This is a genomic window from Nocardia lasii (assembly GCF_042658545.1).
GTDB lineage: Bacteria > Actinomycetota > Actinomycetes > Mycobacteriales > Mycobacteriaceae > Nocardia > Nocardia lasii.
The window spans coordinates 15,406-28,360 of the sequence record NZ_JBHSQN010000002.1; the positions used below are offsets into that span (position 1 = coordinate 15,406).

The following is a 12,955-nucleotide window of genomic DNA, read 5'->3' on the forward strand; positions in this document are numbered from 1 at the left end:
CACCTCCGGCTACATCCAGCGCGGCAACGGTGAGATGCCGCGCCAGGGCGCGCGGGGCGCCTGGAAGCTGATCAACAACTACTACCGCGACCGCACGCTGATGCACAAGGCGCCGATCGAGGACGGCGTGCTGCGTTTCAGCAAGACCGGCACCGCGGTCAAGCCCGGCGAGAAGGTCGCCAACGCCTGATTGAACCCACCGGGTTCGGGTAGAACTGCCTAGGCCCCGAACGACTTCGACACCGTGCGCCCCTCGCCACGGCCGTCGAGTCGTTCGGGGCCTCGTTCGTTCGTGAAGCAGAACTTCGCTTCGCGTCGCGAAAGGCCTTGCGCGGCAACGACACGCGCGGCGAAACGCGGACCCACCCATTCTTCTCTACATGATCTTTAAATAACCGTGCATTACTCGTTGTTTCTGTCTACCGGTATTTACCGGGCGAATCTTCGCGCCCATTCTTCGTTCATGCTGAATTTATCCGTAGGTAACCGGGCGCTGTCCGCTTACGTTTCTTCTCGAGACAATTCGTCTGTCTCGCCAGAGAGGGAAAGGTCCGAGCATGAGGGTCTTCGGCAGTAAGCGTCTGATCCGGAAGGTGAGTGTGCTCTCGGCGTTGTTCGTCGTGGCACCGCTGGTCCTGGCCGGTTGTGGCAGTGCCAAGGAAGAGGGCGTGGTGTATTTCCGCTTCGCCAACTCGCCGACCGCGCTGTCGCTGGTCCGGATCGCCGACGAGTTGGGTTACTGGAAGGACGCCGGCGTGCGTCCCGAATACGTCGGGCCCGCCACCGCGGTACCGGCGGTGCAATTGCTCGATCAGGGCAAGATCGATATCGCCACCGGCATGTTCAACAACGATATCGACGGCAAGGTCAAGGGCTTCAAGTTCACCGCCATCGCCTCGAGCATGCTCGACCTGCCCGACAAGCCGCACATGGCCTATTTCACCAAGGCGGGCTCGCCGATCACCAAGGACAACCTGAAGGCGATCGAGGGCAAGACCGTCGGCCTGTCGGGATTCAACAGCTGCGTCGATCTGGTGATCATGCGGTACCTGCGCAACAACGGCGTGGATCTGGACAAGGTGAAGTTCCTCGAACTCAAGAACGAGCTCATCGCCCCGGCGATCGAACGCGGCGAGGTCGACCTCGGTGTCTTCCATCCGCCGCTGGTCGGGGTGCTGCTCAGCAAGCCCGACAAGTTCGCCCAGGCGTTCACCTCCTACGACGACTGGGGTCCCCAGGGCGGCCAGGCGCCGTATGTGGCGAGCAACGCGTGGTTGCAGAAGCATCCGCAGGCCGCGCGCGAATTCGTCGGCATCATCGCCAAGACGGCCAACTGGGCCAACGCGCACCCGAAGGAGTCCGCCGAGATCGCGGGCAAGACCACCGGCTACCCGGTGGAGCAGACCACCAACTGGCACTACGCGCCCAACGCGCTGCTGGACAAGGCGAGCCTGCAACTGTGGTGGGACCTCGTCGCCGAGGTCGGTGACCCGCTGCCCGGCGCGGAGAAGCTCACCCCGGGCGATATCGCGACCAACGCGTTCAACCCGTACGCGACATCGGCCGATCTGCTCGAATCCCAGGAGCAGAACACGGTGATCCTCGACGCCGAACAGAACGACACAGTTCTGAAGACGCCGCTGGTGGACATCGCCGGACTCGAAAAGTGAGATCGATATGACGCAACAGATTCTCGACGAGAAAATCGTCGCGACACCGAGACCGACCGCTGCGCGGGTCGGGGAATCGGAATGGAAGATCGAAGCGAAAAGGGTCGCCAAGCTCTATCCGAAACCCGGTTCGCGGTCGACCAAGAATGCCACCTCGGTCCTGGAGGGTTTCGATCTCCGGATAAAGCCCGGTGAATTCGTGTCGCTGCTCGGGCCGAGCGGGTGCGGGAAATCGACCTTTCTCAATATTCTCGCCGGGCTGGAGAACTACAACGGCGGCGCGGTGCTCATCGACGGCAAACGGGTCGAGGGCGTCGACAAGAACGTGGGCGTGGTCTTCCAGGGGTACGCGCTGTTCCCGTGGCTGACCGCGCAGAAGAACGTCGAAGTCGGGTTGAAGATCCGGGGCGTGCCCAAGGCCGAACGGCGCGAACGCGCGGCCAGGGTGCTCGAGACCGTGGGGTTGGCATCGGCGGCCAACCGGCTGCCCCACCAGCTCTCCGGCGGGATGCGCCAGCGCGTGGCCATCGCCCGCGTGCTGGTCTACGAACCCGAGGTCCTGGTCTTCGACGAGCCCTTCGCCGCGCTCGACGCCCAGACCAGGGAGTTCCTCCAGGGCGAGTTGCTGCGGATCTGGGAGTCGGGGGAGACGAAGAAGACCATCCTGTTCGTCACCCACTCCATCGACGAGGCCATCTTCCTGTCCGACCGGATCGCGGTGATGACCCGCGCGCCGGGCCGGGTGAAGACCCTGTTCGACGTGGACCTGCCCCGCCCGCGCGACAGCGACTCGCGCAACTCCGAGGAATTCGCCCACATCCGCGCGCACGTCGCGCGGATCCTCGAGGAGGAGGTGCGCGGTGGCAACGACGACTGAGGAGATCATCACCCCGCCCAAGGCCCCCAACGCCTTCCTGGCCCGCTACGACCGGATCATCTACGGCGCGGTCGGCCTGGCGGCGTTCTTGATCCTGTGGTGGTGGGTGGTGGCGGGCGGCTTCGTCAGCGACCTGTACCTGTCCACACCGCAGGACACCTTCGCCGCGTTCGTCGACGGCCTGGCCGACGGCACCCTGAGTTCGGAGATCCTGCCCAGCGTGCAGCGGGCCCTGCTGGGGTTCGTGATCGCCCTGGTCGCCGGGATCGGGTTGGGCATCCTGGTCGGTTCGGTGCGGATCTTCCAGAAGCTGGCCGAACCGATCCTGCTGTTCTTCCGCAACCTGTCGCTGCTCGCGCTGCTGCCGGTGTTCGTGGTGTTCCTCGGCATCGGCGAGGAGTCCAAGGTCGCGATCGTGGTGTGGGCGTGCTTCTGGCCCATCTTCGTCAACGCGGTCGGCGCGGTCGGCGGCGTGGAGCGGATCCTGCTCAACGCGGCCCGCACCCTAGGCGCGGGCCGGGTGTACATCTTCACCAGAGTGGTGCTGCCCGCGGCGATTCCGGCGATCTTCCCCGGCATCCGGTTGGCCGCGGCCAACGCGTTCACCGCGCTGGTCGCCGCCGAACTCGTCGGCGGCGCACAGGGTATCGGCATCTACATCAACAACGCGGCCCTGCGCTATCAGACGCCGCAGATGTACGCGGGCATCCTGACGCTGGGCCTGATCGGCATTCTCGTCAACGCGGTGATGACGGCGGCGGAATGGCGGCTGACCGCGTGGCAGCGCGGGCTGACGAACAAATGAGCACGGTGGTGGTGCGCCCGTGGCGGGTTCGCGGGCGCGCCCTGCTGGTCGCCGTCGTGGCCGCCACCGCCCTGCTCGGCTGCGGCAGCCCGGCCCAGGTCGAGTACGCGGCCGGGGCGGACGGGGAACTGGTCGTGCACGTCGGCGCCGGCGACGACCGCGAGATCCTCACCTACGTGGCCGAGCATCTCCTGCCGGACTCGGTGCGACTGCGCCTGGTCGAGGCGGGCCGGGACGCGAACGGCGAGCTCGCCGCCGGCGAGGGGGATCTGGCCTACTTCCAGCACACCCCCGCCTTCGAGGCCGATGTCGCCCAGCACGGCTACGACAACCTCAGCATCGTCGCGGCGGTGAATGTCGTTCCCTACGGGCTGTATTCGTCGAAGTGGGGCGATGTGGCCGACACCGCGGACTGGGTGAACGTGGGCCTGGTCGCCGATCAGGTCAGCGGGCGCAGCCTGCCGCACGGTTCCCGGATCGCGCTGCCCGCCACCCCGACCGGTTTCGCGCGCGGCCTGCACCTGTTGCAGAGCGCGGGCCTGGTGCGCCTGGACCGTCCCTTCGGCGGCACGAAAGCGGCGGATCTGACCATCACCGAGGCCAATGTGCTCGACTCGCTGCGTCACCTGTCGCTGGTCGGCCTGTCCTACGACGACTACCTCGACGCCATCTACCGCAACTACGACGCCGTGGTGCTCACCCCCGACCAGGCCGCCTCGATCGGCCTCGAGCCCACGCGGGCACTGGCGACCGAGCCCGGCCCCGCCAACCCGTACGCCCACGTCCTGGTCGCGCCGGCGCGGCTGGCGGGCGACCAGCGGGTCCTGGAGCTGACCCACGCCCTCGAGAGCCGGGAACTGGCCGAATTCCTGACCACCCGCTATCGCGGCGCGAACATCCCCGCGACCGTCCCCTGACCCGAACAAGGAAAACCATGGCCCACAACGACTTCCGCACCGTACCCGCACGCCGTGGCCTCGCGACCCGGTGCGCCGCGGTGCTGAGCGCCACGGTGGTGGCCGCGATCGCGTTCGCCGCCCCCGCCGCGGCCCACGTCCGCTCCGACGGCGCCGCCCTGCCCCAGGGCGGGTACGGGATCGTGCGCCTGATCGTGCCCGGCGAGTCCGACACCGCCGCCACGGTGGGCCTGACCGTCACCATCCCCGCCGGTATCGACCTGAAATCCGCGCGCACCCAACCGGTTCCGGGCTGGCGCGCCACGATCGAACGCGAGCGCGTCGGCGAGGTGAGCCGCGTGTCGAAGATCGTGTGGACCGCCGTCGACCCGACCGCGGGCTACAGCGGCGCCGAATACCGCGAATTCGCGTTCTCGGCGGGCCCGTGGCCCGCCGACCGCACCACCCTGGCGCTGCCCTCGGACCAGAACTACAGCGACGGCACCACCGTGTCCTGGAACGAGGTCGCGGTCGACAAGGCCAGCGAGCCCGAACACCCGGCCCCCGTCGTGGCACTGACCGCCGCGGGCGCCGACCACGACAGCGGCCACGACCCCGCCACCCCGGACCAGCACGCCGCCCCGGCCGCGGACTCCGACGGACTATGGCGTGCCCTGTCGGTGGTGAACCTCGCGGTCGCGCTCGCGGCGCTGGCCGGTCTGGTCGTGGTGGTGCGGCGCGGCCGTGGTGTCGATTCCTAGCCGCTGGGCGCGCTGCTGGTTGCTCGCCGTCGCGTTCGCGGCCCTCGTCCTGGGGTCGGCGGGGACGGCCTGGGCCCACGCCGGGCTGGTGTCGACCTCGCCGGGCAACGGCGCGCACGCCGCCGAATCACCGCGCGAACTCACCCTCGACCTGTCCGAACCGGTGACCCTGGTCGCCGGTTCGGCCCAGCTGATCGACAGTGCCGGAACACGATTCGACCTCGCGACGGTGCGCCTGGCCGACGGCGAACGCCGACTCGTGCTCGTCCCGGCCGCACCGCTGGCCGACGGCGCCTACCTGGCGACCGCCCGCGTGGTCTCCGCCGACACCCACGTGGTGTCGCTGTCGATCCAGTTCACCGTCGGCACGGTCACCGAACAGGGCGAGTTCGCCGCCGCCGCCGCGACCGGCGCCGAGCAGTACCTGAACGCCCCGAGCAAGGCCCTGACCTACCTCGGCCTCGTCCTGTCCGCCGGCCTGTTCGCGGCGGCCCGGTGGGTATGGCCCGCGGCACTGCGAACCCGCCGGTTCGCGGTCGTGTATCGGATCGGCGCCACGGTGTTGATCGCGGGCCTGCTCACCCGGTTCACGGTGCTCGTCGCCCAGCAATCCGGTGGCCTGGCACAGATGTCGGCAGCGAGTGCGCGCGAGCTGGCAACCACGGCGTCCGGGCTGGCGATCACGGCCGCGGTGGTCCTGTCGGCGGTGGCGCTCGGGACCGGGACGCGCGCCGTGGCGACGGTCGGCACCGCCCAGGCCGTCGCGGCGGTCCTCGCGGTGACCCTCGGCGGGCACGGCGGTTCGGTGCCGGGTTGGCCGTGGTCGTTCGCGGGCACGCTGGTGCACGTCTACGCGATCACGGTGTGGCTCGGCGGGATCGCGATGATCGTGGCGGTCGTGCGCGGTGCGCCGAATCCGGCCCGCTGGCACACCGTCGCGGCCGGACACCTCGGACTCGTGGTCCTCGGGGGCCTGGTCCTGGCCTGGCGCCAGGTGCGACCCCTCGACGCCCTCGCGCACACCACCTACGGCCTCGTCCTGACCACCAAAGTCCTTGCGGTAGTGGCCGTTGCGGTCTTCGGTGCCCTGGCCTACCGCCGGCTCCGACGATCCGAGCGCCCACGCACCCTCCTCGCCGAATCCGCCGCGGCCCTCGTGGTTCTCGGCCTGACCGCCGTGCTCACCACCGTGCCGCCCGCCAAGGACGTCTACACCACCGACCTCGCCACCACCCTTGACTTCGGCGCCGCCGACATCGTCGAGGTGACCATCGATTCCGTCCGGCGCGGCCCCCAGCGACTCACGCTGCGCCACACCGCGACCGACCCCGCCGACCCACCCTCGATCCGCGTCGACCTGTCCTCGAGCTCGGCCAACGTGGCCCGTCTCCCCGTGGAACTCACCCCCGCGACCGAGCCCGGACCCATCCTGATCTGGCGCAGCGACCGCCTGATCCTGCCCGCCCCCGGCGCCTGGAAAGTGACCGTCCGTTTCGAGGGTGAACAGGGGCCGAGACTGGCATCGTTCTCGTACACGGTGATCTAGGCGAACTTTCACCGTCTCCCGTACGATCGCGGTCGAGGACACCGCCCGGGGAGATGAAGGAGGACGGTGTGGGAGTTCGCCTGCCGGCGACGGTGCGTGACGCGGGGACGTGGTTGCGGCGATTCGCCGCGACGACACCCGGCGCGATCGGGCTGGTCCTGATCGCCACCACGGTCGCCTGCCTGCTCGCCGGACTCACCGTCGGCCAACAGCTCGACGCGAAAATCGTTCGCGCCGACCAGGTCCTCGACCGCACCGAACCGCTGGCCTTCGCCGCCCAGAGCCTCTACGTCTCGCTCTCGGCCGCCGACGCGGGCGCGGCCACCGCCTTCCTGTCCGGCGGCATCGAATCACCGCAGGTCCGCGACACCTACGAGCAGGCACTCGCCGAATCCGCCGCCGCACTGGCCGAAGCGACCGCGGGCGCCACCGACGCGCAGACCCGCGCCATCGTCGCCCGCATCGCCGCCGACCTGCCCACCTACACCGGCCTGGTCGAAACCGCGCGCGCCAACAACCGCCAGGGCTTCCCCGTCGGCTCGGCCTACCTGCGCCAGGCCTCGGACCTGATGCAGACCTCCCTGCTGCCCAACGCCGAACAGCTCAGCGACGCCCGCTTCGCCGCCGTGCGCGAGGACCAGCAGCGCATCGGCGCCCTACCGTGGACCTCCGTCGTGCTGCTGGCCCTGGTCCTGGCACTGTGCGCGCTCGGCTCGATCGTGTTGCTGCGCCGCACCAATCGCCTGGTGAACACCGGCCTGGCCACCGCCGCCGGGCTCACCCTGGTCGCCCTGCTGTGGACAGTCGGTGCCACCCTCACCGCCGCGCACCTGCTCGACACCGGCGATTCCGGCGCCGGTGCGCGCGTGGAAAACCTTGCCGGAGCACGCATTCTGGCCCAGCAGGCCCGCACCGACGAAACCCTGGCCCTGATCACCCGCGGTGACATCACCCCCACCGAGCAGTCCTACCAACACCACATCGGCGACCTCCACCAGCACCTCACCGCCGCCGGGGCCGCCGACTCCGCCGCCGACCGCGCACTGGCCAACTGGAACGCAGGCCACAACGCCCAGCGCACCGCCTACGAGAAGGCCGACTACACCGGCGCGGTCACCCAGGCCATCGGCACCGGCCCCGACAGCTCGGCCACCAGCTTCGCCCGCCTCGACCAGGAACTGCGCACCGACCTCGCCGCCGCCCGCGACGACCTGCGCGACGGGGTCGCCGGCGCCGCGAACGCGGTGACCCTGAGCCCGTTCGGCACCCTGATCCTGCTGATCGCCGCCCTCGGCGCGGTGATCAGCGGACTGTGGCCCCGGATCAAGGAGTACCTGTGAGACGCCACGCGCTCCTCGCCCTCGCCGCGGCCCTCACCTTGGTCGCGGGCTGCGGCGACGCCCCCGACCCGCCCGGCCTCACCGCCGCCGCCTCGGCCCCACGCCTGCCCGGCGCCGAGCCGATCACCACCGCCCCGACCGCCGAGGGCACCGGAACCTGCGACACCGAAGCCACTCTCGCGCCCGCCGCCCTGCCGCGCCCCGGTGCCATGCCCGCCGGTTCGGCGATGGCCGCCATCGTCGCCAACGGTCGACTGCGCGTCGGCGTGGACCAGAACACCTACATGTTCGGGTTCCGCAACCCCGCCACCGGCCGACTCGAGGGCTTCGACATCGACCTGGCCAGGGAGATCGCCCGCGACCTGTTCGGCGACCCCGACCGCATCGAACTGCGCTCGGTCACCGCCGCCGAACGCATCCCGCTGCTGCGCGAGGCGAAGGTCGACCTGATCGTGCGCACCTTCTCCGCCACCTGCGAACGCCGCCGCGAGGTCGACTTCTCCAGCGTGTACTACCGTGCGGCCCAACGCATCGCGGCCCCGCGCGAGGCCGGCATCACCGACGGCGCCGACCTCGCCGACAAGCGGGTGTGCGTGGCCAAGGGCACCACCGCCGCCGCGCCCCTGTTCGACCTGCCCACCCCGCCGCGCGAGGTGCTCGGCGTGACCACCTGGACCGACTGCCTGGTCGCCCTGCAACAGGGCAGCGTCGACGCCATCAGCGGCGACGAACCGATCCTGCGCGGACTGGTCGCCCAGGACCACCACCTCGAGATCGTCGGCGACGCGATCGGCGCTGGCGGTTACGCGGTCGGACTGCCCAAGGGCAGCGACGAACTCGTGCGCTTCGTCAACGGCGTGCTCGACCGCGCCCGCGTCGACGGCACCTGGCAGCGGATCTACACCCAGCACCTGTCCGCCCTCGGCGCCTCACCGGGCCCGCCACCGGCCAAGTACGTCGGATGAGTCGCCCGATGCTCGACCTCGCCCAGATCGACCGCGAATTGGCCGCGCGCCGAACGGAACTGGCGACCGTCACCGCGACCCTGCTGGAACTGGACCGCCACCCCGGCCTGACCCTGGTCCGCCGCTACCCGCCGACGGGGGAGACCGCGCGCCGCTGGGGACCGGTGGACACGGCACTGAGCGAACTCTGGGAGAACCTGGGTCGCATCCGCGCCATCCTCGCCGACGCCGAGACCGTGCGCGGGAGCGGCAAACTCGACGAGCACGCCCGCGCGCGCCTGACCGACCTGCTGCGCGGCAGCCCGCACGAGGTGGCCCGCATCCCGATCCCACTGGCCCAGCGCGGACTCACCGGCCCCGCCGAAACCGTGGTCACCGTGGGCATCGCCGAGTGCCTGGACCGGATGCGCCTGGCCTTCGAGGACGTGACCGCCTTCGCCGACGAGGTCGAGGCGGTCGACGTGCTGGTGCTCGGCCGTCTCGGCCCGCTCCAGGACCGCGTCGACGAGGCAGGTGGGGGTCTCGAGGCCGCCGTGGAACCCATCGCCGAACTCCTGCGCCGATCCGCCACCGACCCGCTCGGTTTCGGCGTGGGCGAGATCGCCGCCGCGCTGAACGCCCTGGCCGAGTTGATCGACGCCGAATCCGACCGGCACGCAAGCCATTTCGAGGTCGTCGCCGACCTGTCCGGCGCCGTCGCGGACCTGCACTCCCGGCTGACCGTCCTGGAGGAGACCCAACGCCACGCCGACCTGACCGCCGCGCAGGCCCAGCACAAGGTCGAGACCGGTGAACTCCCCGCCGGTGGCGAACCGGCCGCCCGCCTGCGCGCCGAGCTCGCCGACCTCGGCGAGGTCCCCACCCGCCCGACCGTCACCCGTCTGATCGCCCTGCGCGTGCGCATCGCCGGCGCGGCGGCCGACGCCCGCCGCCGCCAGGACCTGGCCCGCGGCCTGCTCGACCGCCGCGCCGAACTGCGCGGGCGCCTCAGCGTCTCGCGCGCCAAAGCCTCCCGCCTCGGCGTGAGCGAGGACCGCGACGTGCTCGCCGCCGACCGCATCGCCGCCGGCCTGCTCAGCCGCACACCCTGCGATCTGGCCGCGGTCACCTGCGCCGTCGCCGACTATCGATCGATCATCGCGGAGAAAGCGGGGCGCGGCGCATGAGGTGTACCGAACCGGGCTGCGGCGGCACGATCGACGACGGCTACTGCGCCGTCTGCGGCACCGCCCCCCTCACCACGACCCCACCACCCCGCGCCACGACCCCACCACCCCGCGCCGCGGGCACCGGCCGCTCAGGACGCACCACCGCGCAACCCCGCAGCACCGGCGTGCAGTCGTCGGGTACCGGGCCGCAGTCGTCGGGGATCGGTGCGCAGTCGTTGGGTACTGGGCCGCAGGCGTCGGGGATCGGTGCGCAGTCGTCGGGTACTGGGCCGCAGGTGCCGGGGATCGGTGCGCAGGCCTCGGGTACCGGGCCGCAGTCGCAGGGGATGGGTGCGCAGTCGTCGGGCATCGGTTCGCAGTCGTCGGGCATTGGCGCGCAGCCCTCGGCCACCGGGTTGCAGTCTCTCGGCGTCGGCGCGCAGACACCCATCACCTCCACGTCGCCTTCGAGTGCCGGACCATCGCCGTCGGGCGCCCACCTGAACTCATGGGGCGACAACACCCCGCTGTCCGAGCCCGGCGCCTGCGCCGAACCGGATTGCGCCGGAACGATTCTCGACGGCTACTGCGATACCTGCGGCACGGCACCGGTCGTCTCCGGGGGACCCGACGGCCACTCGGTCGGCACCGCGACCGGCCCCCTGCACCGCCCCTCCGCCGCCACCATCAGCTCGAGCATCCGCACATCAGGCCGGTCGGTCCGCACCCGCTCCGGCTCGGCCCGCTCGGCCGCGCGTGGCCGCCTCGGCGCCGGGCTCGTCGACATCCCGCCGATCCCGCGCGTCGACCCCGTCACGGCGGTCCTCCAGGACCCGCAGGTCCCCGAAACCGACCGCTTCTGTGGTAGGTGCGACAAACCCGTCGGTCGGTCCCGCGCCGAGATCCCCGCCCGCACCGCCGGCTTCTGCCCGCACTGCGGCACCCGCTATTCGTTCGTGCCCCGCCTGCGCACCGGCGACCTCGTCGGCGGCCAGTACGAGGTGGCAGGCGCGCTCGCCCACGGTGGTCTCGGCTGGATCTACCTCGCCACCGACACCGCCGTCAACAAACGCTGGGTGGTCCTCAAAGGCCTCATCGACACCGGCGACGCCGACGCCCTGGCCGCCGCGCAGGCCGAACGCCGATTCCTCGCCGAGGTCGACCACCCCAATATCGTCAAGATCCACAACTTCACCGAGCACACCGACGCCGACGGCGAGACCGCGGGCTACATCGTCATGGCCTACGTCGGCGGCACCTCGCTCAAACAGATCCTGCGCGCCCACCGCGCCGAACACCAGCGCTACCTCCCCCCGGCCCAGGCCATCGCGTACGTGCTCGAGATGCTGCCCGCACTGGGCTACCTGCACGCGCGCGGCTGGGCCTACTGCGATTTCAAACCCGACAACGTGATGCAGACCGAGGAACGTCTCGAGCTCATCGACCTCGGCGCCGTCATCGCCATGGACGACCGCACCAGCCCCATCTACGGCACCCTCGGCTACCAGGCCCCCGAGATCGCCGACACCGGCCCCACCGTGGCCACCGAGGTCTACACCGCAGGCCGCACCATGGCCGTGCTGATGATGCGGGTGCCCTCGGTCGACGGCCGCCTCGGCCCGCTCCCCGGCCCCGACACCGAACCCCTGCTGGCCCAACACGATTCGCTGTACCGGTTCCTGCTGCGCGCCACCGACCCCGACCCGCTCGCCCGCTTCGCCGCCACGAGCGAGATGGCCGACCAGCTCACCGGCGTGCTCCGCGAAGTCCTCGCCACCGGCGACGGCTACCCCCGCCCCGGCCTGTCGAGCCAATTCGGCCCCGCCCGCACCGTCTTCGGCATCGACGGCGCCACCCCACAACCCACCGCGCTCATCGCCGGCCTCCCGGCCCCCCTCGTCGACCCCGGCGACAGCGGCGCGGGCCTGCTGGCCACCACCGACGCCGCCACCCCCGCCGAACTCGAACAGGCCCTCACCGCCGGTGTCCGCGCGGTCGTCACCGGCGCGGGCGAGTCGATCGAGATCCCCCTGCGCCTGATCCGCGCCGAACTCGAAGCGGGCAACGCCCCCGCCGCCCTCGCACGCCTGGCCGCCCTCGACGACGACCTCGAATTCGACTGGCGCCCCGCCTGGTACCGAGCCCAAGCCGCCCTGCTCACCGGCGACTTTGCCACCGCCACAGACTATTTCGAGTCCGTCTACGCCGCCCTCCCCGGCGAACCGGCCCCCAAACTAGCCCTGGCCGCCACCCTCGAACTCAGCGCCCGCGCCGCCGAAGACGACACTGCCGCAGCCGAACACGGCCCCGGCGCAGCCGAATTCGACACCGGCGCAGACGGTCCGCGCGTGACCGGCGACGCCCAGCGCGCACCAACGGAACACTCCCGATCGACGGCCCCGCAGCCCACGATCCAACTCACCCGCGCCCTCGCCCTCTACGAACTCGTCTGGCGCACCGACCGCGCCTACCTCTCCGCCGCCTTCGGCGCCGCCCGCCTACGCCGAGCCGAGGGCGACCGCACCGGCGCCGTCGCCGTCCTCGACCAGATCGACCGCGCCTCGGCGATGTTCACCGAGGCCCGCGTCTCGGCCGTGGAAACCCTTCTGGCACACCGCGACCCCGCCGACCTCGACGAATCCCTGCTGCGCCACACCGGCGACCGGGTCGACGAACTACGCCTGGACAATCGTGCCAGGGCCGCCCGCGTGCGCATGGTCGTGCTCGAGGCGGCACTGAACTGGATCCGGTCGGGACAGCGACCGAGCGCACCAGGCAAGCTGTTGGACGTGGAATTCACCGAACAGGGCGTGCGGAGGGGATTGGAACGATGCTTGCGGACACTGGCGCGCGAGACAGACGACATGTGGACACGGTTCGTCCTGGTGGATCAGGCGAACACGGTGCGGCCCAGGACCACCCTGTGACCGCGGGGGGCTGCGCGGAA

The 12,955-nt window shown here is 70.9% G+C and carries 10 protein-coding genes and 1 pseudogene; all 11 read left to right on the forward strand.

Annotated elements, in window-relative coordinates; all coding sequences use genetic code 11:
• Positions 1-190, forward strand: a pseudogene (locus ACFP3H_RS03895) (FAD-containing monooxygenase EthA); the annotation flags it as partial.
• Positions 191-593: 403 nt separating this feature from the next.
• Positions 594-1,670 carry an ABC transporter substrate-binding protein gene (locus ACFP3H_RS03900; protein WP_378599734.1) on the forward strand — a complete coding sequence of 359 codons (1,077 nt, stop codon included), beginning with the start codon at positions 594-596 and terminating at the stop codon, positions 1,668-1,670.
• Positions 1,671-1,677: 7 nt separating this feature from the next.
• Positions 1,678-2,547: an ABC transporter ATP-binding protein gene (locus tag ACFP3H_RS03905; RefSeq protein WP_378599737.1), complete on the forward strand. Its 870-nt coding sequence runs from the start codon at positions 1,678-1,680 to the stop codon at positions 2,545-2,547.
• Positions 2,531-3,352, forward strand: a complete 822-nt coding sequence (locus ACFP3H_RS03910; protein WP_378599739.1) for an ABC transporter permease — start codon at positions 2,531-2,533, stop codon at positions 3,350-3,352. The genes ACFP3H_RS03905 and ACFP3H_RS03910 overlap by 17 nt, the downstream gene beginning before the upstream one ends.
• Complete coding sequence (locus ACFP3H_RS03915; protein ID WP_378599742.1) at positions 3,349-4,269, forward strand: MetQ/NlpA family ABC transporter substrate-binding protein; 921 nt, start codon at positions 3,349-3,351, stop codon at positions 4,267-4,269. The genes ACFP3H_RS03910 and ACFP3H_RS03915 overlap by 4 nt, the downstream gene beginning before the upstream one ends.
• Positions 4,270-4,286: 17 nt before the next feature.
• Positions 4,287-5,009, forward strand: a complete 723-nt coding sequence (locus tag ACFP3H_RS03920) for a DUF1775 domain-containing protein (RefSeq protein ID WP_378599744.1) — start codon at positions 4,287-4,289, stop codon at positions 5,007-5,009.
• Positions 4,993-6,555, forward strand: a complete 1,563-nt coding sequence (locus tag ACFP3H_RS03925; protein ID WP_378599747.1) for a copper resistance CopC/CopD family protein — start codon at positions 4,993-4,995, stop codon at positions 6,553-6,555. The genes ACFP3H_RS03920 and ACFP3H_RS03925 overlap by 17 nt, the downstream gene beginning before the upstream one ends.
• 68 nt (positions 6,556-6,623) lie before the next feature.
• Positions 6,624-7,895: a hypothetical protein gene (locus ACFP3H_RS03930; protein ID WP_378599750.1), complete on the forward strand. Its 1,272-nt coding sequence runs from the start codon at positions 6,624-6,626 to the stop codon at positions 7,893-7,895.
• Positions 7,892-8,860 carry a glutamate ABC transporter substrate-binding protein gene (locus tag ACFP3H_RS03935; protein ID WP_378599752.1) on the forward strand — a complete coding sequence of 323 codons (969 nt, stop codon included), beginning with the start codon at positions 7,892-7,894 and terminating at the stop codon, positions 8,858-8,860. Before ACFP3H_RS03930 ends, ACFP3H_RS03935 begins: the two co-directional genes overlap by 4 nt.
• Complete coding sequence (locus tag ACFP3H_RS03940; RefSeq protein WP_378599755.1) at positions 8,857-10,026, forward strand: hypothetical protein; 1,170 nt, start codon at positions 8,857-8,859, stop codon at positions 10,024-10,026. The genes ACFP3H_RS03935 and ACFP3H_RS03940 overlap by 4 nt, the downstream gene beginning before the upstream one ends.
• Entirely contained in the window at positions 10,023-12,935 is a 2,913-nt protein-coding gene (locus ACFP3H_RS03945) for a serine/threonine-protein kinase (protein ID WP_378599757.1), read from the forward strand. The genes ACFP3H_RS03940 and ACFP3H_RS03945 overlap by 4 nt, the downstream gene beginning before the upstream one ends.
• The last annotated feature ends 20 nt before the right edge of the window (positions 12,936-12,955 follow it).